Genomic DNA, 23,020 nt, shown 5'->3' with positions numbered 1-23,020 from the left:
TTTGCGATAGCATTGATAATTGATATAATGCTGAGTATCCAACTATTCACTAGCATTTAATAGTAAGACAGAATGTCCAAAAGCAAAATCTCATCCTACTATCAAATAATGAAATAAACAAGGAAACATCATTCAGCAAGTAAATACTTAGGCTGTAGATAAATGATACTCTATAAGACGTATGGCTTTAGATACCATAAAAACATTGCTCAAGTCCAATAATTGAAATGATATATAAACTGTAAGTAATCATTACTATCTCGATTTATGCTTAATGGTTATCTATTAAGCTAAGGTATTTGAAAGTACCAAGTGCGTCAGATTATCCGCCATGTCAGAAATTCCAAACGCCATTAAAGATATTTGCCAATATATATTCAGTTCAATATAAAAAAGGCACGTTAAAAATAGCCTGCTGCTGGGATAAATTTTTCTTGCTTGCTGTGCGCTTCGCACTTTTCGATGCTTTGCAAAATTTATCTCAACAGCCATGTATTCTTTTTTAAGTTGAATCGACTATAGCAGACTTATTCATTCTCAGACCTTTTCATTATTCTCTAATAAATACTGCCCTACACCCACTCGTTAATAAAGCCCAATAAAACTATGACTATCAACACACAAAACCTTGCAACTTTAACCCAAGAAAACAGCATTCAACAAAACAGTACTCAAGAAGATAGCGTCGATATTGCGCAATTACGAACGCCTATAAAGGTCGACCTATCACCTATTTACGAGTTTTTAGGTGCGCGAACCACACAAGCATGGGTAAATGCCGCCATTGCTGACTTGCCATTAATCATTCAAGATCATGCCAATTGTGAAAAGAAAGCGGCTGGCACAGCAATGAACTTATTATTTCGGTATGAGTTTTCTTATGATTTACAACGTAAATTGGCGCAGTTGATACGCGAGGAGATGCTGCATTATGAGCAGGTGCTCAGCATCATAAATGAGCGCGGGCAAGAGTGGCAATATCTAAGTGCCGGACGTTATGCCAAAGGCATGCTAAAACATAAACGTACCTACGAGCCAGAAGCGATGATAGATGTATTAATTATTGGGGCGTTTATTGAAGCACGCTCTTGTGAACGATTTGCCGCATTGGCTGAAGTCATCAATGATGAGCGTCTGGCGAAATATTATCGCTACTTACTTAAATCAGAAAGCCGTCATTTTGAAGATTATTTGGCACTTGCGCAGTCACTGTCTGAGAACAATATCGACGAGCGCGTTGCTTTTTTTAAAGCAGTAGAGTCAGAGCTGATATCGAGCCCAGATACTGAGCTACGTTTTCATAGTGGTGAACCTACTTAGTTATAGAGTTTGAGCCATATCTTAACGGCTAGGATTTTAACCAATCTAAAAGGTGGTTTAAAAAGAAAAAGGTGCAATAATTAGCGAAATGAGAATCGGCTAACTGTTGCACATTTTGGCTTCATGCTTTCTAAAACTGTTATTTATCGCTCTCCATTAGAGCGCTGTCGTAATCTTTATGGTTTTTTGCGACATGATGCGGATCTTGGTCATCCGTTAACCTTGCTGCTTCTGCTGGATTGGCTGTTTGCAATGCATCATCGGCAACAATACCATTATTATCATCGGCATCTTTGAGCGGCATACCATCATTTAAATGAGCCGTTTTTAAATCACTCGTTTCCGCATCCCTATCATCTGGCATATTCATGGCAATTACTTTTTCTAACCTTGTTAGCATCACTAGTATATACAGTAGTATATAAACTGCTATCTAAACGAAAAATAGTATTCACCTTAACATCTAGCGCCTCATTAAATTGATGCTGAAAACCTAATTCTTAGAAATCTTTTTCATCAGGATTTAATACGCGCGTTTGGGCATTATCAACGTTTGCATAGCGATTTAAGTCATTGATACCTGCGCTTTTAGCAGCATCGCTAACAGTCGTGTGTTCGTTGATACCTTCGTCAAATGCATTGCCTTCTTGGTCACGGCGATCTGGTTGACGTGCAGGATTGTCATTATCATTAACGTGTTCTGAATTAATAACGCCTTCTTTAAAGGTATCTGTCCCTTTATTTTCAGTCATGCTATTTTCTATATCAGTAGAAACATCAGCATCATCTAAACGCGTTTTGGTCAAAGCTGGATCTTTGGTTTGCATATTTTCATTTTGCATCATGGCATCCTTATCATGTTTAATTATTATCATGCTCAAATATTGCGGTTATCTTTAGTATTAATCATTGAATGTCTAATATTGCTTATTTACTTATAAAATTAAACGACAACTTAATGTTATTCGTTACCTTTTTGGGATAAATCATAAGCATTTAAATCTGCCACATTCTTACCGCCTGCTGGTAAATCCTCTTCTTTACGAGGATCGGAATATATCTCGTCCGTTTCCTGTGATTTCTGCTGTGGTCCATCGATATCTGGCTCGTGCTTACGGCCTTCATAACTATCTTGGGTATTATCTGGGTGTAAGGCTGCTGGATCACGAACGGGTACCGCTTCTTCATGGTTTGGATGGGTATTATTTGGCATGGCGCGTCCCTCGCTTTTATGGTTTAAAATATTGTTTATTTTTATGAATTAATAAAGATGCTAATTGCTACTGATCTCTTTGTAATGAAGTTAATATCACTTATCAGTGCGTAATTCATCATTAATAAAAGAAGTCTGTTCTTCTTCACTTAATTCTTCCGGCGCATCGACTGGTTTATTTTCTTGTAAATTCTTCTCGATTCGCTGACTATCTGCTTGCTCTGCTGCTTTTTTAATATCTGAGGTATCATTATTGGTATTGCTCATGATTCATTTCCTATTTTTTTATAATTGATGTATGAGTAACAAAGCCTACATCAATTATAGGAAGAACTTTCAATCGCTAACCAGTGTACTGCGGTATCAATGTGTGAATAAATGTGATGTTACCAGACAGTTTGTAACGCATGTTTCGTCCTTACACTGCTTATCATTATTCCCAATACAGATTATTAACACCAAAAAGCCAAGCGCAGGTTAAATCCACGCTTGGCTTCGAATTAGAATAATTTAATTAGAACTGTTAAAAGTTAATACTATTTAGGTTAATAAAAAACATCAACAAGCTACGCTAGTAAAACCAGCTGATTAAAGCCATTTCTCTAAACTGACTCGCCAACGCGATTGATAACCTTTAATAAATAATCTTGCGCGATATGCGGCAGCTCACCTGCGGCAGGTTCTGTCTGCTGCCAAATACCATTACCATCAAGCGTCCATGCTTGCACATTATCTTTGAGATAATTTAATAAACCATCTTCATAAATCTGTTTAAATAGCTTTTTGTCTTCAATGGGGAACGCCACCTCAACGCGATGGAATAAATTGCGATCCATCCAGTCGGCACTACCGCAATATAAGCGCTCATCCCCATCATTATGGAAATAATAAATACGTGTATGCTCCAAAAAACGCCCGATAACAGAACGCACGGTAATGTTTTCTGACAACCCCTTTACTTGCGGACGCAGACAGCACATGGAGCGCAAAATTAGCTCAATCTTAACTCCTGCTTGCGACGCATCATATAATTTATCAATTAGACGGCGCTCGGTCAGCGCATTAACCTTGACCATGATATGAGCGCGCTTGCCTGCTTTGGCATGAGCAATCTCGTCATCGATAAAGCTCATTAGCTTTTCGTGCAAGGTAAACGGTGCATGCAGGAGTTTTTTCAAATTGGCTGGTTTGCCCATTCCCGTTAGTTCTTGGAATATTTTATGAACATCTTCTGAGATATCGGGGTCAGCACTAAATAAGCCATAATCGGTATAAACTTTGGCATTGGCAGCGTGATAGTTACCAGTACCTAGATGAACATAACGGCGAATCTTATCGTCTTCACGGCGCACGATGAGCATCAGCTTGGCGTGGGTCTTATAGCCAACAATTCCGTAAACCACGACTGCGCCTGCTTCTTGTAGATAGTTGGCAACCGCTATATTAGACGCTTCATCAAAGCGGGCGCGTAATTCAATAACCGCCGTCACCTCTTTACCATGACGCGCTGCTGCCGCTAGGGCTTTGACGATTTCTGAATTGGTACCTGAACGATATAAGGTTTGTTTAATGGCCAACACTTTTGGGTCGCTTGCCGCCTGCCAGAGCAAATTGATAATCGGTGAAAACGCATGGAACGGATGATGAACCAAGACATCACCTTTACGCATCGCTGCAAACATACTGGTCGCTTTATCAAGCTTATCGACTTCACGGCGAAAAGGCTTGGGTACGACATGGGTAAACGGCTGATAACGCAGCGCTGGAATATTAAAGTCAAACAGCAGGCGCGTTAGGTTCACCGGTCCATTGACGCGATATAATTGATTGTCATGCAGCTCAAACTCATTGAGCAAATAATCACTAATGGGCGTCGGACAGTCGGTGGTGACCTCTAAACGCACCTTGTCACCAAAGCGGCGGTTTTCAAGCTCGCCCTCCAATGCCTTGGCAATATCATCGACATCGTCTGCCAAGTCCAAATCCGCATTGCGCGTCAATCTAAACTGATGGCAACCCGTGACATTCATCCCAGGAAAGAGCTCACCGATATGCTCATGAATCACGGCTGATAGCATCACATGGTGCTCTTTACCACCTGTCAGCTCGTCAGGCAGACGAATCACGCGCGGCAAGCTGCGCGGTGCTGGCACAATCGCCAAATTGATATCACGACCAAAGGCATCTTTGCCTTCTAAGGTAGCGATAAAGTTTAGGCTTTTATTTACCAAGCGTGGAAATGGATGCGCAGGGTCAATACTGATAGGCGTCAAGACCGGTGATACTTGCTCGGTAAAATAGCGCTTCATCCACGCCGATTGCTCGCTATTTAGCTCATCACGTTTTAAGTAGCGAATATCTTCTTTGGCAAGTGCGGGCAGGATATCTTCATTTAAAATACGGTATTGTTCAGCGATGGCAGCGTGAGTGATAACGGATATCTCTTCTAATACTTCGCTTGGGCGCATACCGTGGACACTGGTCGATACATCACCTAGATTGAGTTTTTGCATGATACCGGCAACGCGAATCTCAAAGAACTCATCGATGTTGGATGAAAAAATAATTAAGAAAAATAGACGCTCTAATAAGGGATGCCGCGAACTTGCCGCCTGCGCTAAAACCCGCAAATGAAATTGTAATAATGACAGGTCGCGATTGATATAGCTGCTCGGTGAATAGCTGCCATCTTCTGAACGTTGCCAATCAATGTCAGTCAAGCTCTCCGTTAAACTGTTAGTCACACTATCGGTTAAACCATCAATCGAATTGTCACTCACTTCAATAAGGCTTGGGCTTATTTCATTGTCAGTTTTTATACTCATATCAACACTGTCATTAACTTCATGCTTATTATCTATCTCTGCCATCTTCCCACTCCTTTAGCGTTATCGATACGCCATCATCTTTTATTTTTATCACCATTTATAAAATGAGGACACGCCCTAAAAAACTTTTATGCCATTTTTACGCTAATACTCTTTTTGATTATATTTACGCCAATTTCTTTTAGAGTAGCTACCTACTATCTATATTGGCATCCTATAACATAGCACAATTAGTCTTACCGCCATTTGAAATCATGAACCATTTAAACAGCTATAGTAACTGATAAGTTCAACTTCCAGTTTGAGCGAGCAAGTTAAGCCGATTGTGGCAAAACGGCATTTTTCATACGTTTTTTAATAATGCGTTGTTTGTTACGCAAGCGTTTGTCACTTTGATGACTTTCATAGTATTTTGGATTGGTCAGCATGGCAATTAGTAAAGCAGATTCGTCACGGTTTAGATTGGCAGCTGACTTATCAAAATAATGATGGGCGGCGGCATCGATACCATAAATGCCATTGCCAAACTCTGCCACATTTAGATAGGCGGTCAAAATGCGCTGCTTATCCCACAAGGTTTCTATCATCACCGTGATAATCGCTTCCTCAGCTTTACGGGTATAAGAGCGATGCGAAGTCAAAAATAAGTTTTTGGCCAATTGCTGGGTGATCGTTGAGCCACCCGCTGACATTTTGCCAGTCTCTTCGTTCTTTTTCTGTGCCGCCTTAATGCCTTTCATATCAAAACCATTATGCTGGCTAAACGTCGAATCCTCACTGACAATCGCTGCTTGTTTGGCAGATTTGGCAATGGCGTCATACTCAGCCCATGTCTGGGTGACGGTACCGCCCGTTAAACGATGGGTCAGCATAAACATACTGTTATTAATCGGCTGGGTTTTCCAAATCAACAGGAGCCCCGCGACCAATATATGGAATGCCACGACTAACAACATGAATGCCAATAATAAGCGTTTGATAAATTTGCCAAAACTTGTCATGCGTGCGATATCCGAGTGGTTAAAAAATAGTCATATAAAAAGCGGCTGTCTATAAATGGCGCGCTATAAACGGCAAGCTATCAATAAGATGCTAATAATGCGCAATGATAAATAGCAGGTCATCTTACCTAATCTCACAATCGCTGTCATTATTTACCCCATTTCTTTATCATGTAAATAATACCAAGTGATATGAATACTTTTTCTTAAAAGACTTAAGATAAGCACTTGGCGACAAATGTGATAAACGGACATAAGAACAAGAGCGTGAATATGGATAATGATGATTATAATAATAGCATCGTACCAATGCTACGAGCACGTATGATTGCCGCCAATCCCAACCTTGGTACCGCTGAAAATCAGGATAAATGGTGGCTACTCGGCACATCTGGCTGCCATCTTTGTGACATCGCGGAACAGTTGCTAAGCCAGTTTCAAACAGTGCAGCCCATAAGCTATCAGAATGTTGATATTGCCGATTTTGATGAATCACTCATGATGGAATTTGCCACCACGATTCCTGTGATATTAACGCCATCAAAACGCTTGAATTATCCGTTTTCAGTGCTAGATTTGCAGCAACTATTAGTAGCGTCATAAAACGAATTTTATAAAGCAGTCTTTATAAAACAGCCAATATAAGAACGCCATTATAAAATAATCATAATAATGAGAAACCTATGAAAGATTTAAAGAAAATAACGGAAATCGAAGATTTGCGCCGGGTTGCCGAGCGTAAAGTACCGCGCATGTTTTATGATTATGTCGATTCAGGCTCATGGACTGAGACCACTTATCGCAATAATGAAACTGACTTTGACCGTATTAAATTGCGCCAGCGGGTATTGGTCAATATGGAAGGGCGCTCGCTTACCACTGACATGCTGGGCTCAAAAGTCAAAATGCCCGTTGCTATCGCGCCTACTGGCTTTACTGGCATGATGTGGGCGGATGGTGAGATTCACGCCGCACGGGCAGCGGAAAAGTTTGGCGTGCCCTTCTCGCTTTCGACCATGAGTATCTGCTCTATCGAAGATGTGGCAGAAAACACCAGTGCGCCATTTTGGTTTCAGCTGTATGTGATGCGCGACCAAGAATTCATGGCAAACTTGATTCGCCGTGCTAAGGCTGCCAATTGTTCTGCGCTTATCTTAACCGCGGATTTACAAGTCCTCGGACAGCGCCATAAAGATATCAAAAACGGTCTATCAGCGCCGCCAAAACCTACCCTTGGCAACATATTGAATCTCATGACCAAGCCGCAATGGTGCATGAATATGCTCGGCACCAAACGGCATAGCTTTGGCAATATCGTCGGCCACGCCAAAAACGTTGAAGATATATCATCGCTATCAGCATGGACGGCTGAACAGTTTGACCCTGCGCTGAGCTGGGACGATGTCGCACGTATTAAAGATATGTGGGGCGGTAAGCTTATTATAAAAGGCATAATGGAACCTGAAGATGCCATCATGGCGGCCCGTAGCGGTGCCGATGCGCTAGTCGTCTCAAACCATGGCGGCCGTCAGCTTGATGGGGCGCTGTCCTCTATTGCCGCGCTCGCTGATATCGTGCAAGCGGTACGAGCGGAAAATAGCAATATTGAGATTTGGCTTGATAGTGGTATTCGCTCCGGTCAAGATGTGCTCAAAGCACTCGCTGTAGGCGCTACTGGTACGATGATTGGTCGCGCGTTTTTATATGGGCTTGGTGCTTACGGTGAAGACGGCGTGCGCCGTGCGCTAGAGCTTATTTATAACGAGTGTGATATCAGTATGGCGTTTTGTGGTCATACCGATATCAATCAAGTGACGAATGATATTTTGGTCAAAGGCACTTATGAGAATCTTAAAGTTAATTCTTATTAAACTGGTTCTTATTAAAAAGGTAGCCTTTATTAAATATTCATAACCCACTTATGGGTGACACGCCCTAACCCAAGCCTTTATACTGTACTGATAATTTTTATTGATAATTAGATTTTATGACCATTCAACAATTATTAAAAACCGCGCCCGTCACCACTTTGTTATTAATCAGCTTTATTGGGCTATTTATCATACAGGTGCTGAGCGGCGTCGATGCCAATAATCCATCGACTGAAGAATTGCTGAAATGGGGCGCCAATGCCTTGCCTTATACCATGGACAGTGAACCATGGCGCTTGGCAAGTAGTGCCTTTTTGCATATCGGTCTGATGCATTTATTGTTTAATGGTTTTGCCATGTATTTCTTTGGGCAAATCGCCGAGCCGATGTTTGGCTCAGCGAAGTTTTTGGCTTTATTTTTACTTGCAGCTATCGGTGGCAACCTACTGAACAACCATATTACGTGGCAAGGTATCTTAGATGGCACTGGACAACCGGGTATATCGGCTGGCGCGTCTGGCGGCATCATGGGTATCGGTGCTGCGCTATTGATAGCTGCGCTGTTTAAAATATCAGTCAATGGCATGGTGCTGAATCTTAAAAGCCTGATCATTATTATGGGCATCAACTTGGTGTATGGCTTTGCGGTACCAGGGATTGATAATGCCGGTCATATTGGCGGCGCAGTAACGGGATTGGTGATTGCATTGGCGTTTGCGCTTGCTTACCGTCAGCGGCTGGCTGCTACGCTACAGATTGTACCTAGCCGAGATGGAGATATTTATCAAACGACGTATATCAACTCTCCAGTAAACCGCGATACTGACTTTTCTGCCGACACTTCTCGCTTCGAGAATGACAATCCTCGCTTTGACAATGATGGCAATTTTGATAATAACAGCAGTTTTAATCATGACTCTGCTGTAAACTTACCTGTAAATAGTCATGCCAATCACGCAAGCCTTAATCACAGTAAACTTGATGAACAACAAACAGCGACCAAATCGACGCTTATTTGGCAAGTGTTACCGTGGCTGGTCATGCTGCTGATCAGTATTGGCTTTATATGGTGGTGGCAAGATATTCATCAGCAAATATTACTGGTGCTAGCAGCCATTGAGTAAAACACCAGACTTATTTATTATTCTATTCATCGACTCTGTTTTTACCATTTATCCCACCCACCTATGAGAGCAAATCATGTTTAAATCATCAGCGCTATCGCAACCATTGACGCGCACTGTCCTTAGCGCATTGACCGCTACTGCCCTATTTAGTGTCGCCAGCATCTCTAATGCCGCACTATTTAAGAACAACTTACCGACTGACAAAGATGCAATTTTAAGCGTCGGCGTCAACGTCATGGCAGTAAAATCGGCCTATGACTTGGAAGATAGTACTGAGATAAAAGTATTGCCGGGTGTGTTTTATGATAACAACAGAATCTATGCACGCGGTGCGCAGGCTGGCGCTTATATCATCAATGATGGCACCAATCAGCTGGCCGCTTACGCGCAGCTAGATGGCAGTGAGTTCGACCCTGACGATGCGACTGGCGCGCTGCAAGGTCTGGATAAGCGTAAAGCATCAGCCGCTGCCGGTCTATCGTATCTGCGTCGTACGCCTGTTGGCGGTTTCCGCCTGCAAGTCGCGACTGACGTTTTAGATAATAGTGGTGGCAATACGGCGCGCTTGACCTATCTTGCCAAAATCACTAAAGACAAGCTGACGGTCTATCCAAGCATTGGCTTTGAGTATCATGATGCCGACTATAATGAATACTACTATGGTGTCAGTGCTGAGGAATCAACGAAGACAGGCGTTGCGGCTTATACTTCTAACTCGAGCTTGAATCCGTATATCAATATCAGCGCCAACTATGACTTTAATGAGCGCTGGGCAGGATTTGCCAATCAGAGTTTGAGCTATCTACCAAATGAGCAATACGATAGCCCGATGGTTGACTCGCGTACAGATGCAACGACGACGCTTGGGTTGCTTTATAAGTTCTAATTGAGCGCAATATATAAGATAAAAAAGACCTTGTCACATTACGTGACAAGGTCTTTTACATTCTCTAAATTTATCAGCCTGCTAAAAATTAGCCTTTAAGCTTTTTGATAGATTTAACATCACAACCTTTATAAACGATTTTGCTGCTGGCATCTTGAATATTAACGCTAGATTTATGGTAGTTACCCAGACTTAGCGCACTACTCATAATACTGTAATTATCTTCATCGCCAAACACGGTATCAACATCGTCCGAACGCCCTAAGTTAATAGGCAAAAATCTATCTTTACCGTTTAAGTTAGCACTAGCATAAGTGGGCAAGTTCTGCTTATTGAAGCCATAAGTCACGCTTACCTTGTTATTATTTTGGCAGCTGTAGTTCACTTGTCTAACTTTAACTGCAGTATCATGGCTGGTTGCAGCATCCATAACTTGTTCTGAATAAGCCAGTGCTGAACCTGAAGCTAATGTGGCCGCTAAGATAGCCGATGACGATAATACAGTCGTTAATTTTTTCATAAAAAGCACCTTACTTAGGAAATTACAACAATATGATAGATGAAAGAATCTCCACCCAAATAACCAAATGCTATTTTTAAATACTTTTAATCTGAGCACTTGGAATGTAGGGATATAATAAAACCATAGTTATTTACTCGCTGTTAGTTTAAAGTTTTATTATTGTATAGTTATGTTATAACATAACAAATATTGTAATAGATTGGCATTAAAATATCAATAGAATGTTGCTGCTTTATCAAAGTGTTCTTATGTAATGGTTAAGTGGTTAGCCCTGACTCTAAATAAAAATAGTATTGTTAAATCAAAAAGACCTTGCCACATCCATTTATAAAGGATGACAAGGTCTTTTTACTATTCTAAGAAACTATTAGATAGCTTACTTAGGGTTTACCATATCAGCAGGAATAACCCACTCATCAAACTGAGCTTCAGTTAATAGCTCTAGCTCAACTGCAACTTGCTTCAACGTTTTGTTTTCTTTATAAGCAGTCTTAGCGATTTTTGCTGCGTTTTCATAACCAACATGACGGTTCAATGCGGTCACTAGCATTAATGAGTTATGCAAGAAGTCATCGATTTTGTCTTTTACTGGCTCAATACCAACGGCACAGTTTTCGTTAAAGCTATTGCACGCATCACCAAGTAGCTTGATAGATTGCAATAGGTTAAAGGCAATTACTGGCTTATAGACGTTGAGCTCAAAGTTACCTGATGCGCCAGCCATGCTGATAGTCACATCATTACCCATGACTTGCGCAACAACCATGGTCATCGCTTCTGACTGAGTTGGGTTAACTTTACCCGGCATGATAGAAGAGCCTGGCTCATTTTCAGGAATCGTCAATTCGCCTAGACCACAACGAGGACCTGATGCCAACCAACGTACATCATTAGCGATTTTATTCAAGCTACCGGCTAGCGTTTTTAATGCGCCTGAAGCAAACACTTCGGCATCACGAGCCGCTAGTGCTTCAAACTTGTTCGGTGAGGTCACAAACGGCAAGCCAGTCAATGTCGCTAATTGCTCAGCAGCAGTTACTGCATAGTCAGGATGCGCATTTAGACCAGTACCAACTGCGGTACCGCCTAATGGCAATTCATATAGACCTTGTAACGCATTATCGATACGCACCAATGAATGATCAAGCTGGCTCACATAGCCGCTAAACTCTTGACCTAAAGTCAAAGGAGTCGCGTCTTGCAAATGCGTACGACCAATTTTAACAATGCTATCGAATTCTTTGGCTTTAGCAGCTAGCGTATCACGTAGCGCTTTTACCGCTGGAATCAATAAGCTATTGATTTCACGAGCAGCAGCAACACGAATCGCGGTTGGGAAGCTGTCGTTGGTAGATTGTGCATGGTTGACATGGTCATTTGGATGAATCGGCGTATAGCTACCGCGCTCATTACCAGCAATCTCATTAGCACGGTTGGCCAATACTTCGTTCATGTTCATGTTTGACTGCGTACCAGAACCAGTCTGCCATACAACCAATGGGAACTGATCGGTTAGACCGCCGTTGATGACTTCGTCAGCAGCTTGCACGATTAAATCGCGCTTATCGCCTTCGATACGCTCAAGGCTTGCATTGGTAATCGCAGCGGCTTTTTTTACTAATGCCATTGCTTCAATCATCGGACGTGGCAAAGTCTCGCCACCGATTTTAAAGTTTTCACGGCTACGCTGAGTTTGCGCACCCCAATAAGCATCAGCTGGGACTTCCACGTTGCCCATGGTATCTTTTTCGGTACGAGTTGCCTGATTCTGTGTCGACATAACTACCCTCTTTGATGGTTTGTTGTATAGCTGCTTCGAAAAAGTGCAACACACGCTGCACATAAAGGAAAATACGTTTTAAAGTGCCGTTATGATAGCATGACTTATCATAAATTTCTCCAAGTCCGTGAGGCTAACTGATGTCTAAAAGCACCAGCCAACAACAATCTGCTACTTCGTTATCTGACTCATTACCTGAGTTATCTACTCATGACGCTCACTCTAAAAAAGAGGTTAAAGTCGCTGATAGCTTGGCCAATCCACCCAGACGGCAATTTACCCGTCAGCGCCGTAAGCTCACGGATGGCGAGCGCAGACAATACGCACGTATGGCAAGTTTGCATTTGGTTAAATTGCAACAGCGCTTACCACCGCTCGCCCGTATCGGCTTATATTATGATGGCTTTGGCGAGCTGCCCACTCAGCTACTGTTGGACTGGTGTCAACGCTTAGGCTATTTACCTTATCTGCCTGTGGTTGGTTCGCTCGGACGTACTAGAAATGGCAACGATGATAAACGGCTGCGCTTTGTGCCTATTTATCAGTCGAAACTACTTAATATACCGACGCGCATTCATAGCTTAGGTATGAAACAAAACCATCATCGCCGACTGCTTTGGGCGCGCGAGTTAGATGTGATTATCTGTCCATTGGTCGCGGTCGATAAAAAAGGCAACCGCATGGGCATGGGTGGTGGCTTTTATGATACGACCCTTGGTAAAAGCCATCAGTCTGGCTCTAAAAAACCGCTGAAGATCGGTTGGTGTTACGACTTTCAAGTCCTTGAGCAATTAGAACGTCAACTATGGGATGTGCCATTAGATGGTTTGATTACACCAAGTGGGTTGAGGTGGTTTCGATGAATGATAATAAGAAATCTCTAGATACTAACTCTAGTGCAGAGAATGTCGAACAACATTTGCAAGAGTTAGAAAAAGCGGATTATGAGCTGCTATATTATAGTCAAGAGCAGACTTTTAGCGCTGATGAGCTGGCAAGAGTTATCAATGAACGCCGCTTAAATGAGCTGATGGCGCAGAGTGATGAGTTTTTGAATGGCTTGAATCTTGAGATTACCGATTTTGATGAATAGTATTGAGAAAGGCATACATGACTCTATGACAAAAAACCAAAAAGGCGAATGATTATAAAATCACTCGCCTTTTTCATGTCTATTATCAGAGTTTGGATTATTACTTAAAGCACCATCGCCGCAATCCAACCAAACACCAATAACGGAATATTGTAATGGATAAAGGTCGGCACCACACTGTCTTTGATATGGTCATGCTGCCCATCGACGTTTAGACCAGAGGTTGGTCCAAGCGTTGAATCTGACGCTGGCGAACCGGCATCACCAAGCGCGCCAGCTGTACCGATAATTGCAACGGTTGCCAAAGGCGAAAAACCTAAAGAGATACATAGCGGCACATAAATTGCCGCCAAAATAGGAATGGTCGAAAATGACGAACCAATACCCATTGTTACGATTAAACCTATTAATAGCATAATAAATGCGGCCATCGCTTTATTACCTGCAAATAAAGACGCAGCACCATCAACCAATGGTTGAATTTGTTCGGTTGCTTTCATGACTTCGGCAAAACCTTGCGCGGTAATCATAATAAAGCCAATCATCGCCATCAATTTAATACCGTCATTAAAGACCGTATCGGCATCACGCCATTTGACCACGCCCGTTGCCATAAAGACACCAAAACCAAACATTGAACCGAGTAATAGTGAGTCGGTATAGAGCTGTACAACAAAGGCGGTGACAATAGCAATCAGTGCGACGATGGTTTTCATCTTGCTTTGCGTTTGTGCATCGGCGGCGGTTTTGCTTAAAGAATCATTTTCTACTACCGCATCGCGCGCTTGTTTATCGATTGCTAGCTGCTGATACTGACGCGGCTTACGATAGCTGATAAATACTGCCACTAGCAAACCAACGAGCATGCCAAGTGCTGGAATCGCCATGGCTTTGGTGACCGAAATATTCGATACATCAATACCCGCTTCACCGACGTTTTTAAGCATGATTTGATTGAGATAAATATCGCCAAAGCCATAAGGAATAAACATATAAGTGGTCACAAGACCAAAAGTAATCAGACAGGCAATTAGGCGTCTATCGATTTGCATGCGGTTAAAGGCAAGCAATAAAGGCGGTACAAGCAGCGGAATAAAGGCGATATGAATCGGGATTAAGTTTTGGCTAAAGCAGCTCATGGTAACCAGACCGGCAAACAGCATGTATTTAATCATGCCACTAGTGCCACCGGCATCAATGCGCTTGATGACCGCTCCTGCCAAAGACTGCGGCAAGCCCGAATGCGCAATCGCTACCGCAAAAGCACCCAATAAGGCATAAGACAGCGCGATTTGCGCGCCATTACGGATACCTTCTTGAAAAGCATTTAAGGTATCAGTCATGCCAAGACCAGCAATCAACCCACCTGCCAGCGCCCCGATTAATAAACTGAGTACCACGTGTACCCGCGCCAAAGACAGCCCTAGCATGATGACTACCGCTAGTAGCACCGCATTGATGGTCATATTCTCGCCCCTTACCCTATGTTTTTTGGCCCGCTATTGACACGCTATTGTCATATTGCCGACCTATTTATTTCGCCCTAGCGTTTTAACTCACACTTTAATCCATATAGTTGCTATTTGAACGGAGCGGTTAAGACGCGCGTCATTTTACCTGATTTTAGCCATAAAGCCCACGCGCAAAACCTAGCGGATATCAGCGACAATGCAAATAAAGGCGCAATATTCTCCTTGCGGTTGGTCATATAGCCTTGCAATTTCATTTAGCAGCACCATTTATCTAAACATGAACCACTAACTTGACTTTACAAGTCTGGTGAACGAGGAAGAATATATGAGTGAACATAAAATTGCCCAAGACAATATCGACATCGATGTCGACGTTTCATCTAACGTTTCTGATGATAATGCTCTAAATACCTCATCTGATGATATGTTGGAAAACGAGTCGGCGTCTGAAACGGTTAAAAACGAAACTGTCGAAGACAATGAGAGTAAAGGCAGCGATTCTGAAGGCATTAAAGCTAAAGACGCTGAAGAAAACTATTTACCGCTACTAGCGTTGCGCGATGTGGTTGTTTATCCGCATATGCAAATTGCCTTATTTGTCGGCCGTGCGCCATCGGTGAAAGCTGTTGAATTGGCACAAGCCGAATATGGTAATAAAGTATTGGTGGTGGCGCAAAAAGACTCACTGACCGAAGATATTGATCAAGATAACTTGTATCAATACGGAACTGTGTGCCGCATTGTCAGCACCATGCCGCATGATAGCGATGAGAATTGCATCAAAGTGCTAATTGAAGGTCAATACCGCGCGCGCGTTAATAACATTGAAAATCATGACGAGCTATTGATGGCAAGCTTTGACCGTGTTGACCTCGATGTCAGTATGGATGAGAGCCAACAGAAAAACACCATTCAAGCCTTAACCACGTTGTTTGAAGGCTATGCCGACGCACGTTTGCGTAATGCGCGTGAGCTAACTCGCGTGGCAAAACGCATCGATGATTTGCTTGAATTGGTCTATTTCATCTCAACCCGCGTGTCGATGGATTTGGATATTAAGCAGTCGTTTCTAGAAGAAGACGATATCAAAACCCACATCAACACCTTGACTGAGTACTTAGTGAAGCAAAGCGCTGAGCAGAATATCGAGCAAGATATCCAAGATGCGGTTCGTCAGCAAATGGAAGACAATCAGCGCGAGTACTTCTTAAACGAGAAGATGAAAGCCATCAAAAATGAGCTGTCAGATATGAATGACGGTGCGTTCGATGGTGAAGACGATGTGGCTGAGCTTGAGCAGCGTCTAGAAGATGCTAACTTGCCAGAAGATGTCCGCAAAAAAGCCGAGCAAGAGCTGAAAAAACTCAAAATGATGCCACCTGCATCGAGTGAATCGTCAGTGGTACGCAACTATATTGAGTGGATTTTGGACACGCCGTGGAATGCGACGACCAAAGTTTCGATTAATTTAGATAAAGCCAAAACCGTCTTAGACGAAGACCATTACGGCTTGCAAGATGTAAAAGACCGCATTTTAGAATATCTCGCTGTACAATCACGCGTGAAAAAACTGCGCGGTCCGATTCTTTGCTTAGTCGGTCCTCCTGGTGTTGGTAAAACCTCGTTGGGTGAATCGATTGCGCGTGCAACCGGTCGTAAATTTGTGCGTATGGCGCTTGGCGGCGTCCGTGATGAAGCGGAAATCCGTGGTCATCGCCGTACTTATATCGGTGCGATGCCGGGTAAAATTGTGCAGTCATTGGCGAAAGTCGAAGTTAAAAACCCGCTGTTCTTATTAGATGAAATCGATAAGATGGCGCAAGACTTCCGTGGCGATCCAGCGTCAGCCTTGCTTGAAGTGCTAGATCCATCACAGAACGATACCTTTAACGACCATTATCTCGATATGGACTTAGATTTATCGCAAGTGATGTTTATCTGTACTGCCAACAGCATGGATATCCCGCCTGCCCTGCTTGACCGCATGGAAGTCATTCGTCTACCGGGTTATACCGAAGAAGAAAAGGTCAATATTGCGCAGAAGTATCTTGTGCCAAAAGCGATTAAAAATAATGGTCTCAAAGAAGGCGAAATTGAGATTGTTGAAGCGGCATTACATAGCATCGTACGTAGCTATACGCGTGAAGCCGGTGTGCGTAACCTTGAGCGTGAAGTCAATAAAATCTGCCGTAAAGTGGTTCGTGGTTCGGTCGAAAGTCATGGCGCACGTGCTCCGAAAAAAGCAGAACGTCAGCTAATCGTGGTCGATGACAAGAATATCGATGACTATCTAGGTGTGCATCAGTATGACTATGGTCTGGCGGAAGAAGAGCCTGAGATTGGTCGTATTACGGGGCTTGCTTGGACACAAGTCGGTGGCGAGCTATTAACCATCGAAGCCGTGGCGATGAAAGGTAAAGGCGAGCTGAGCTTTACCGGTTCACTCGGCGATGTGATGAAAGAGTCGATTCGCGCTGCCATGAGCGTGGTACGTGCTCGTGGTGATAGCTTAGGCATTGATTACGAGACCTTTAAAACCACTGACGTCCACGTACATATGCCAGAAGGCGCAACCCCGAAAGATGGTCCATCTGCTGGTGGTGCGCTAACCACAGCGCTGGTCTCGGCCTTAACTGGCATTGCCATTCGTCCAGATATTGCGATGACAGGCGAGATTACCTTGCGCGGTAAAATCCTGCGCATCGGTGGTCTAAAAGAGAAGTTACTTGCTGCGCATCGCGGTGGTATCAAGCATGTGTTGATTCCAGCGACCAACGAGCGTGACTTGGCCGATATCCCTGATAACGTCAAAGCCGGTCTGACTATTCAGCCAGTGGCAACGATTGATGAGATATTAAAAGTTGCCTTGGTCAGTATGCCAGTGCCGCTTAAGCCTACTAAAGTGACGGTTGATAAAACCTCAGGTAAAGCATTACACAATTAATTATTCATTCAATCTTATAAATCAAAAAGCCGCTCATCGTCATGATGGGCGGCTTTTTTTGGCAATAATAAAAAATAATTTGGTTAAGACCTTGTGCTATATTTTAGACAAAGGTTTATTAATTAGGAAAGTACAATGTTAAAACATTTAAGGGTGCCTCTAGTTGTAATAAGCACATTACTACCCCTCGCTTTATTAGGCTGCCAAACCAGTACCGTTATCGATGATAAAAACTGGTCAGCGACCACGCTCGAATCCAGACTGTTTCAAACCACCACAAAATATGAGTGGCAATTAACCCATGTCAGCGATGATAATGGTCGAATTAAGCCTTTTAACCAAAAGCTGCCTTTGATAATGGAGGTACATCCAAGCCTTTTAACATTTACAGAAGGCTGTCAGCTTAACCAAGTTTCTTTTGATATGTGGTTACCATTACCGTACCTTTACTGGCAAATCAATGTCAGAGAACTATCTGATAACTGCACCACAGTAAACCATTCAATTATCGAAAATTTGAGTAATAAAAACACAATCAAAAACAAAACAGGAAATGTCGTAAATGGTGTTTTTATACCCTATTCAGATACAGATTTCAGATTTGATCCAGTACTACCAAACTCTGCACAGAGTTCTAACAAGACATTAAAACAGCTGGCTCTAAAAACCAATAAAGGAAAAACACTGATTTTTTCGGGTACGCCCAAGCCTGAATATCCTGTGGCGGGCATACCGCTTACCAATGAACTATTAGAGCAATACCAATGGCGTCTTATTAGTGCAACTGACGATACTAATAAAACTATTAATAAATTTAATCGTCCAGATGTACCTATTACTGCAAACTACAGACTTGGTTCACATGATTATAGCAATCCTCAGCAAAGTAGTTTTAGCCAAGGTGTTGGATTTTCTGTCGGATGCAATGGGGCTGGTGGGTCTTATGCTTTATCTACTAATCAAACGTTGCTAATTGGTGGCAACCCTTCAACGATGGTAGGGTGTGGTGATGACATTGATGATATTGAATCAAGCCTTAGCCGCCTAATGCTTTATAGCTCTAGTCAGTTAACACTGAACAATCTTGATAATCAGAGGATATCTAATCCTTCTGATAATTCTAAATCCAGCTATCTCCTTACTCAAAAGTTAGAATCAGGCGAAACGCTTATTTGGCAAAACGAAGCAAAGAAAACACCATAAACCATTTGCAAACCCATACGATACTTACATTTATTAACCGATTGTTGCGCATTTGATGAATAACTATATCTAACGCTTGGCTATACTGGTTGCGGTATTAGGCAATATTTGAATATCTTAACTAAAACTATAGAAACTCATCATAACGATCAAACATAAATGGAGATAATAATGAATAAGACGATGCTTGCAAGTGCCCTATTATGTGGTTCAGCGTTAGTAATGACAGGTTGCCAAACCGTCGAAGGTCAAATGCAAACCGGTAATCCACTGAGCCAACCTGCGCTAAAATCTACGATCAATGCAGTCGCTGGTAATAAGAATGAAGTGGGTCAAGTATTTCTACGTCCAGTTGATGGCGGTGTACAAGTCTACGGTAAGCTTATGAACCTGCAACCAGGTAAAACGGTATCACTACACATCCATGAAACCGGTAGCTGTGCTGATATGGGTAAAGCGGCAGGTGGTCATTTTAATCCAGATAATAAACCGCACTCTAACCCTGATGATATGAATGGTCATGCGGGCGATTTGCCGAACTTAACCGCCAATGCTGATGGTGTTGCTACTATCAACTTTGTAAATAAGAAAATCTCCGCTGCTGATGCCGGGAAATATAGTGTTAACCGCTTAGCATTTATCGTACACAGCGGAGTTGACGACTATACTAGCCAGCCAGCTGGTAATGCAGGCGATCGCGTTGCTTGCGGTATCATCGAAAAGAACTAATCGTATTTAGCCAATAACTTTTAAAGCTTAATACTGTTAGTATCATTAAACTTTAAACCATAAAAAAACCTCTTAGATTATCTAAGAGGTTTTTTTATGGTTTAAAGATATGGCTTAGAGATAAAGTGGTTAAAGAGGCTTACTCTTCTACCCATTCACCATTACGCCAATACACACCCCAACGCGTGGCTTTGCCGTTTTTCTCAGAGCCGATATACTGCTCTTTTTTCTTACGCGACCAACGTAGAATGGTTGCATTGCCATCTGGGTCTTCATCTGGTCCTTCAAAAAGATACTGGAACTTGTCTTCCATCTTATCTTTGATTTCGCGTAGCTCAGCAAGCTTTGGCGGACGTGTTTCGCGTACTTTCGGGAACTTAGATGCTGCTAAGAACATTCCAGCCGCGCCTTCACGTAAGATAAAATAATCATCGTGCTTGGTTGATTTTAGCTCTGGCAGATGAATAGGATCCATACGCGGTGGTGCAGCTTCGCCGGTTTTCAGTACTTTACGGGTATTGTCACATTTCTGACAAGCAAAGTAAGGACCAAAACGTCCGGTCTTTAGCTCCATCTGCCCATCACATTTATTACAGTCGATGGTTGGAGCGTCTGAACCCGGTACTTCAAACTTACCTTCTTCTAAGATATAACCGTCGCAATCAGGATTATTACCACAGATATGGAGCTTGAGACCACCGTCGACGATATAGCCATTCATGGCCGTACCGCATTTCGGGCAGCGTTTTTTCTCCATCAAATCTTTAACTTCAGCCGCTTCGTCATCGCCTTCAGCATCATCAAGATTGGCAAACGCTTCGACCGGCATTAAGTTCTTAGTGCCTTTACAGCGCTCTTTTGGCGGTAAGTTATATCCAGTACAACCTAAGAATACACCTGTTGAACCCGTACGCAGTTGCATCGGACGATCACAAATATCACAATGTACATCTGGCACATCAGTTGGATCATTCGGACGCATGCCATCTTTTTCTTTGGCACGATCTAGAGTCTTTTTAAAGTCGCCATAAAAGTTATCGAGGACATCTTTCCAATCCGTATCGCCCTCAGCAACATGGTCAAGCTTGTCTTCTAATGCAGCGGTAAAGGTATAATCCATCAAATCTGGGAAACTGGCGGTCAGTCTATCAGTAACGATATCACCCATTTTTTCGGCAAATAAACGCTTATTTTCAAGCTTTACATAACCGCGATCTTGAATGGTCGAAATGATAGAAGCGTAGGTCGATGGACGACCAATGCCTTTCTTCTCAAGCTCTTTGACCAAGCTTGCCTCAGTGTAGCGCGGTGGCGGCTTGGTAAAGTGTTGGCTAGGATCGAGCTTATCTAGTGTTAATTTATCGCCTTTTTTGACATCTGGCAATAAAGTATCGTCGGTCTTCGCTGGTGGCATGACTTTAGTAAAGCCATCAAACACTAACGTACGACCACGCGCTTTTAGCTCAACATCATTGGCAGCAACAAATAGATTCACTGACAAGTATTTTGCTGGCAGCATCTGACAGGCAACAAACTGACGCCAAATCAGCTCATATAAACGAATGGCATCACGCTCAACACCTTTTAGCTGGGTTGATTTCATATTGACGTTAGACGGACGAATCGCCTCATGCGCCTCTTGTGCGCCTTGTTTATTGCCATAGAAGTTTGGCTTTTCTGGCACATATTTTGCGCCATAGCTGTCTTCGATATAACCACGTACGGCAGCTAATGCATCACCAGACAAGAAAGTCGAGTCGGTACGCATATAAGTAATATGACCGGCTTCGTATAAACGCTGCGCCAAAATCATGGTTTTCTTAACCGAAAAACCCAAGCGCGTACTGGCGGCTTGTTGCAACGTCGAGGTGATAAACGGCGCACTTGGACGTGATTGCGTTGGCTTCTCTTCGCGTTCTTTAACGATAAAGTCGCTTGAGTTAAGCACTGCTAAGACTTTATCGGTCTGTTCTTTATTGACAAGCTTTAGCGTTTTGCCACCTTGCTTGGTCGCTTCTAGACGAATGGCAATTTGCTCAGCATCTTTTTTACTGCTAGCGACGTGAGTATCAGCATGAATCTGCCAGTATTCTTCTGGAATAAAGGCGCGTATCTCATGTTCTCTTTCCACCACCAAACGCATGGCAACTGACTGGACACGACCTGCTGACAGTCCGCGAGCAACCTTTTGCCAAAGTAGTGGCGATACCATAAAGCCAACGACGCGGTCTAAAAAGCGCCGCGCTTGTTGGGCGTTCACACGGTCAATATCAAGTTTGGATGGTTGCTTAAAGGCATTTTGAATGGCAGATTTGGTAATCTCATTAAAGACCACGCGCTCATACTTACTGTCTGCGCCGCCGATGACTTCTTTTAGATGCCAAGCAATCGCTTCCCCTTCTCTATCCATATCCGTTGCGAGATAGATTTTGTCAGCATCTTTAGCTAAGGCTTTAAGCTCTTTGATGACCTTGGTCTTGTTAGGCAATACCTCATAGACTGCCGCCCAGTTATGTTCTGGGTCAACGCCCATGCGCCGTACCAATGCTTGCTGGGTTTTTTCTTCTTTGCTCAGGCTGTCATCTTTTTTGCTCGCCGCTGGCTTCTTCGCGCTTTTGCTCGCGCCCACTGGCAAATCACGGACATGACCAATACTTGAGCGTACGATAAAGTCATCGCCCAAGTATTTATTGATAGTTTTTGCCTTGGCGGGTGATTCTACGATCACCAAAGACTTGCCCTTTGGACTGTCTTTAGTTTTGTCAGCAGCCGCAGCTGGACTTTTTTTGGTTGCGGGTTTTGCCATAAGTGACGACACCATAATAAGTAAATTGAAATAAGGATAAATTCAGCAGCATGGCAATTTATAATAGTTAGTTATAATGGCTCAGCGAATTATTGTAGTAAGGGCTGCCGATAAAAACGGTTATAAAACAAACAATAACCATAACGCATAGATACAGTTATAAAGACGTTACACTGCTAAGCGTTAAGCTGTCAACTTAAAATGACTGAGAGTTTGCCAAAAGG

General features: G+C 42.9%; 20 protein-coding genes. 10 read left to right on the top strand and 10 right to left on the bottom strand.

Annotation, left to right across the window (positions count from 1 at the left end; translation table 11 throughout):
- Positions 1 to 606: 606 nt before the first annotated feature.
- The gene (locus tag FHS24_RS08425; RefSeq protein WP_183620625.1) at positions 607 to 1,320 is read left to right on the top strand and encodes a MiaE family protein; all 714 of its coding nucleotides are present in this window, start codon (positions 607 to 609) and stop codon (positions 1,318 to 1,320) included.
- 139 nt (positions 1,321 to 1,459) lie between these two features.
- On the opposite strand, the gene FHS24_RS08420 is transcribed toward FHS24_RS08425, so the two are convergent.
- From FHS24_RS08420 to mtgA, 6 genes are all read right to left on the bottom strand, one after another.
- Positions 1,460 to 1,690 carry a hypothetical protein gene (locus FHS24_RS08420; protein ID WP_183620624.1) on the bottom strand — a complete coding sequence of 77 codons (231 nt, stop codon included), beginning with the start codon at positions 1,688 to 1,690 and terminating at the stop codon, positions 1,460 to 1,462.
- Positions 1,691 to 1,820: 130 nt separating this feature from the next.
- The gene (locus tag FHS24_RS08415) at positions 1,821 to 2,162 is read right to left on the bottom strand and encodes a hypothetical protein (RefSeq protein ID WP_227671744.1); all 342 of its coding nucleotides are present in this window, start codon (positions 2,160 to 2,162) and stop codon (positions 1,821 to 1,823) included.
- A 119-nt stretch (positions 2,163 to 2,281) separates the two neighbouring features.
- Positions 2,282 to 2,533 carry a hypothetical protein gene (locus FHS24_RS08410; RefSeq protein ID WP_183620623.1) on the bottom strand — a complete coding sequence of 84 codons (252 nt, stop codon included), beginning with the start codon at positions 2,531 to 2,533 and terminating at the stop codon, positions 2,282 to 2,284.
- 96 nt (positions 2,534 to 2,629) lie between these two features.
- Entirely contained in the window at positions 2,630 to 2,800 is a 171-nt protein-coding gene (locus FHS24_RS08405; protein ID WP_183620622.1) for a hypothetical protein, read from the bottom strand.
- Positions 2,801 to 3,135: 335 nt separating this feature from the next.
- Positions 3,136 to 5,403 (bottom strand): polyphosphate kinase 1, encoded by a 2,268-nt coding sequence (gene ppk1 / locus FHS24_RS08400; RefSeq protein ID WP_183620621.1) that lies wholly within the window; start codon positions 5,401 to 5,403, stop codon positions 3,136 to 3,138.
- Positions 5,404 to 5,675: 272 nt separating this feature from the next.
- Positions 5,676 to 6,362 carry a monofunctional biosynthetic peptidoglycan transglycosylase gene (mtgA, locus tag FHS24_RS08395; protein WP_183620620.1) on the bottom strand — a complete coding sequence of 229 codons (687 nt, stop codon included), beginning with the start codon at positions 6,360 to 6,362 and terminating at the stop codon, positions 5,676 to 5,678.
- A gap of 324 nt (positions 6,363 to 6,686) precedes the next feature.
- Between mtgA and FHS24_RS08390 the strand changes: the two genes are divergently transcribed.
- From FHS24_RS08390 to FHS24_RS08375, 4 genes are all read left to right on the top strand, one after another.
- Positions 6,687 to 6,965 carry a glutaredoxin family protein gene (locus FHS24_RS08390; RefSeq protein WP_227671754.1) on the top strand — a complete coding sequence of 93 codons (279 nt, stop codon included), beginning with the start codon at positions 6,687 to 6,689 and terminating at the stop codon, positions 6,963 to 6,965.
- 80 nt (positions 6,966 to 7,045) lie between these two features.
- Positions 7,046 to 8,233, top strand: a complete 1,188-nt coding sequence (locus FHS24_RS08385) for an alpha-hydroxy acid oxidase (RefSeq protein WP_183620618.1) — start codon at positions 7,046 to 7,048, stop codon at positions 8,231 to 8,233.
- Positions 8,234 to 8,349: 116 nt separating this feature from the next.
- Positions 8,350 to 9,357, top strand: a complete 1,008-nt coding sequence (locus FHS24_RS08380; RefSeq protein ID WP_183620616.1) for a rhomboid family intramembrane serine protease — start codon at positions 8,350 to 8,352, stop codon at positions 9,355 to 9,357.
- 76 nt (positions 9,358 to 9,433) lie between these two features.
- Positions 9,434 to 10,246, top strand: coding sequence for a MipA/OmpV family protein (locus tag FHS24_RS08375; protein WP_183620615.1), 813 nt, complete (start codon positions 9,434 to 9,436; stop codon positions 10,244 to 10,246).
- A gap of 88 nt (positions 10,247 to 10,334) precedes the next feature.
- Here the strand turns inward: FHS24_RS08375 and FHS24_RS08370 are convergent, their stop codons facing one another.
- Together FHS24_RS08370 and fumC are read right to left on the bottom strand one after the other, a co-directional pair.
- The gene (locus FHS24_RS08370) at positions 10,335 to 10,766 is read right to left on the bottom strand and encodes an ACP-like domain-containing protein (protein WP_183620613.1); all 432 of its coding nucleotides are present in this window, start codon (positions 10,764 to 10,766) and stop codon (positions 10,335 to 10,337) included.
- Between the two features lie 379 nt (positions 10,767 to 11,145).
- Positions 11,146 to 12,549: a class II fumarate hydratase gene (gene fumC, locus FHS24_RS08365; RefSeq protein WP_183620611.1), complete on the bottom strand. Its 1,404-nt coding sequence runs from the start codon at positions 12,547 to 12,549 to the stop codon at positions 11,146 to 11,148.
- 140 nt (positions 12,550 to 12,689) lie between these two features.
- Between fumC and FHS24_RS08360 the strand changes: the two genes are divergently transcribed.
- Together FHS24_RS08360 and FHS24_RS08355 are read left to right on the top strand one after the other, a co-directional pair.
- Positions 12,690 to 13,412, top strand: coding sequence for a 5-formyltetrahydrofolate cyclo-ligase (locus tag FHS24_RS08360; RefSeq protein WP_183620609.1), 723 nt, complete (start codon positions 12,690 to 12,692; stop codon positions 13,410 to 13,412).
- Complete coding sequence (locus tag FHS24_RS08355) at positions 13,409 to 13,642, top strand: hypothetical protein (protein WP_183620606.1); 234 nt, start codon at positions 13,409 to 13,411, stop codon at positions 13,640 to 13,642. The genes FHS24_RS08360 and FHS24_RS08355 overlap by 4 nt, the downstream gene beginning before the upstream one ends.
- Positions 13,643 to 13,746: 104 nt before the next feature.
- On the opposite strand, the gene FHS24_RS08350 is transcribed toward FHS24_RS08355, so the two are convergent.
- Complete coding sequence (locus tag FHS24_RS08350; RefSeq protein ID WP_183620604.1) at positions 13,747 to 15,108, bottom strand: Na+/H+ antiporter family protein; 1,362 nt, start codon at positions 15,106 to 15,108, stop codon at positions 13,747 to 13,749.
- A gap of 331 nt (positions 15,109 to 15,439) precedes the next feature.
- Between FHS24_RS08350 and lon the strand changes: the two genes are divergently transcribed.
- The 3 genes from lon (at position 15,440) to FHS24_RS08335 (ending at position 19,990) form a co-directional block, all read left to right on the top strand.
- Positions 15,440 to 18,058 (top strand): endopeptidase La, encoded by a 2,619-nt coding sequence (lon, locus tag FHS24_RS08345; RefSeq protein WP_221185039.1) that lies wholly within the window; start codon positions 15,440 to 15,442, stop codon positions 18,056 to 18,058.
- A 135-nt stretch (positions 18,059 to 18,193) separates the two neighbouring features.
- On the top strand, positions 18,194 to 19,261 hold the full coding sequence (locus FHS24_RS08340; RefSeq protein WP_183620602.1) for an META domain-containing protein: 1,068 nt from the start codon (positions 18,194 to 18,196) through the stop codon (positions 19,259 to 19,261).
- Positions 19,262 to 19,432: 171 nt separating this feature from the next.
- Positions 19,433 to 19,990, top strand: coding sequence for a superoxide dismutase family protein (locus FHS24_RS08335; RefSeq protein ID WP_183620600.1), 558 nt, complete (start codon positions 19,433 to 19,435; stop codon positions 19,988 to 19,990).
- 139 nt (positions 19,991 to 20,129) lie between these two features.
- Here FHS24_RS08335 and topA read toward each other — a convergent pair whose 3' ends face one another.
- A complete protein-coding gene (topA, locus tag FHS24_RS08330) occupies positions 20,130 to 22,796 on the bottom strand; it encodes a type I DNA topoisomerase (RefSeq protein WP_227671743.1) in 2,667 nt (888 codons plus the stop codon).
- Between the last annotated feature and the right edge of the window lie 224 nt (positions 22,797 to 23,020).

Source organism: Psychrobacter luti, from assembly GCF_014192115.1.
Taxonomy (GTDB): Bacteria; Pseudomonadota; Gammaproteobacteria; order Pseudomonadales; family Moraxellaceae; genus Psychrobacter; species Psychrobacter luti.
The sequence above is the reverse complement of the archived record's forward strand: the minus strand, read 5'-3'. Positions and strand labels throughout refer to the sequence as shown.

Coding starts and splice junctions, on each gene's coding strand:
- FHS24_RS08425 (WP_183620625.1), top strand. CDS start 607: ATGACTATCAACACACAAAACCTTGCAACTTTAACCCAAGAAAACAGC.
- FHS24_RS08420 (WP_183620624.1), bottom strand. CDS start 1,690: ATGAATATGCCAGATGATAGGGATGCGGAAACGAGTGATTTAAAAACG.
- FHS24_RS08415 (WP_227671744.1), bottom strand. CDS start 2,162: ATGCAAAATGAAAATATGCAAACCAAAGATCCAGCTTTGACCAAAACG.
- FHS24_RS08410 (WP_183620623.1), bottom strand. CDS start 2,533: ATGCCAAATAATACCCATCCAAACCATGAAGAAGCGGTACCCGTTCGT.
- FHS24_RS08405 (WP_183620622.1), bottom strand. CDS start 2,800: ATGAGCAATACCAATAATGATACCTCAGATATTAAAAAAGCAGCAGAG.
- ppk1 (WP_183620621.1), bottom strand. CDS start 5,403: ATGGCAGAGATAGATAATAAGCATGAAGTTAATGACAGTGTTGATATG.
- mtgA (WP_183620620.1), bottom strand. CDS start 6,362: ATGACAAGTTTTGGCAAATTTATCAAACGCTTATTATTGGCATTCATG.
- FHS24_RS08390 (WP_227671754.1), top strand. CDS start 6,687: ATGATTGCCGCCAATCCCAACCTTGGTACCGCTGAAAATCAGGATAAA.
- FHS24_RS08385 (WP_183620618.1), top strand. CDS start 7,046: ATGAAAGATTTAAAGAAAATAACGGAAATCGAAGATTTGCGCCGGGTT.
- FHS24_RS08380 (WP_183620616.1), top strand. CDS start 8,350: ATGACCATTCAACAATTATTAAAAACCGCGCCCGTCACCACTTTGTTA.
- FHS24_RS08375 (WP_183620615.1), top strand. CDS start 9,434: ATGTTTAAATCATCAGCGCTATCGCAACCATTGACGCGCACTGTCCTT.
- FHS24_RS08370 (WP_183620613.1), bottom strand. CDS start 10,766: ATGAAAAAATTAACGACTGTATTATCGTCATCGGCTATCTTAGCGGCC.
- fumC (WP_183620611.1), bottom strand. CDS start 12,549: ATGTCGACACAGAATCAGGCAACTCGTACCGAAAAAGATACCATGGGC.
- FHS24_RS08360 (WP_183620609.1), top strand. CDS start 12,690: ATGTCTAAAAGCACCAGCCAACAACAATCTGCTACTTCGTTATCTGAC.
- FHS24_RS08355 (WP_183620606.1), top strand. CDS start 13,409: ATGAATGATAATAAGAAATCTCTAGATACTAACTCTAGTGCAGAGAAT.
- FHS24_RS08350 (WP_183620604.1), bottom strand. CDS start 15,108: ATGACCATCAATGCGGTGCTACTAGCGGTAGTCATCATGCTAGGGCTG.
- lon (WP_221185039.1), top strand. CDS start 15,440: ATGAGTGAACATAAAATTGCCCAAGACAATATCGACATCGATGTCGAC.
- FHS24_RS08340 (WP_183620602.1), top strand. CDS start 18,194: ATGTTAAAACATTTAAGGGTGCCTCTAGTTGTAATAAGCACATTACTA.
- FHS24_RS08335 (WP_183620600.1), top strand. CDS start 19,433: ATGAATAAGACGATGCTTGCAAGTGCCCTATTATGTGGTTCAGCGTTA.
- topA (WP_227671743.1), bottom strand. CDS start 22,796: ATGGCAAAACCCGCAACCAAAAAAAGTCCAGCTGCGGCTGCTGACAAA.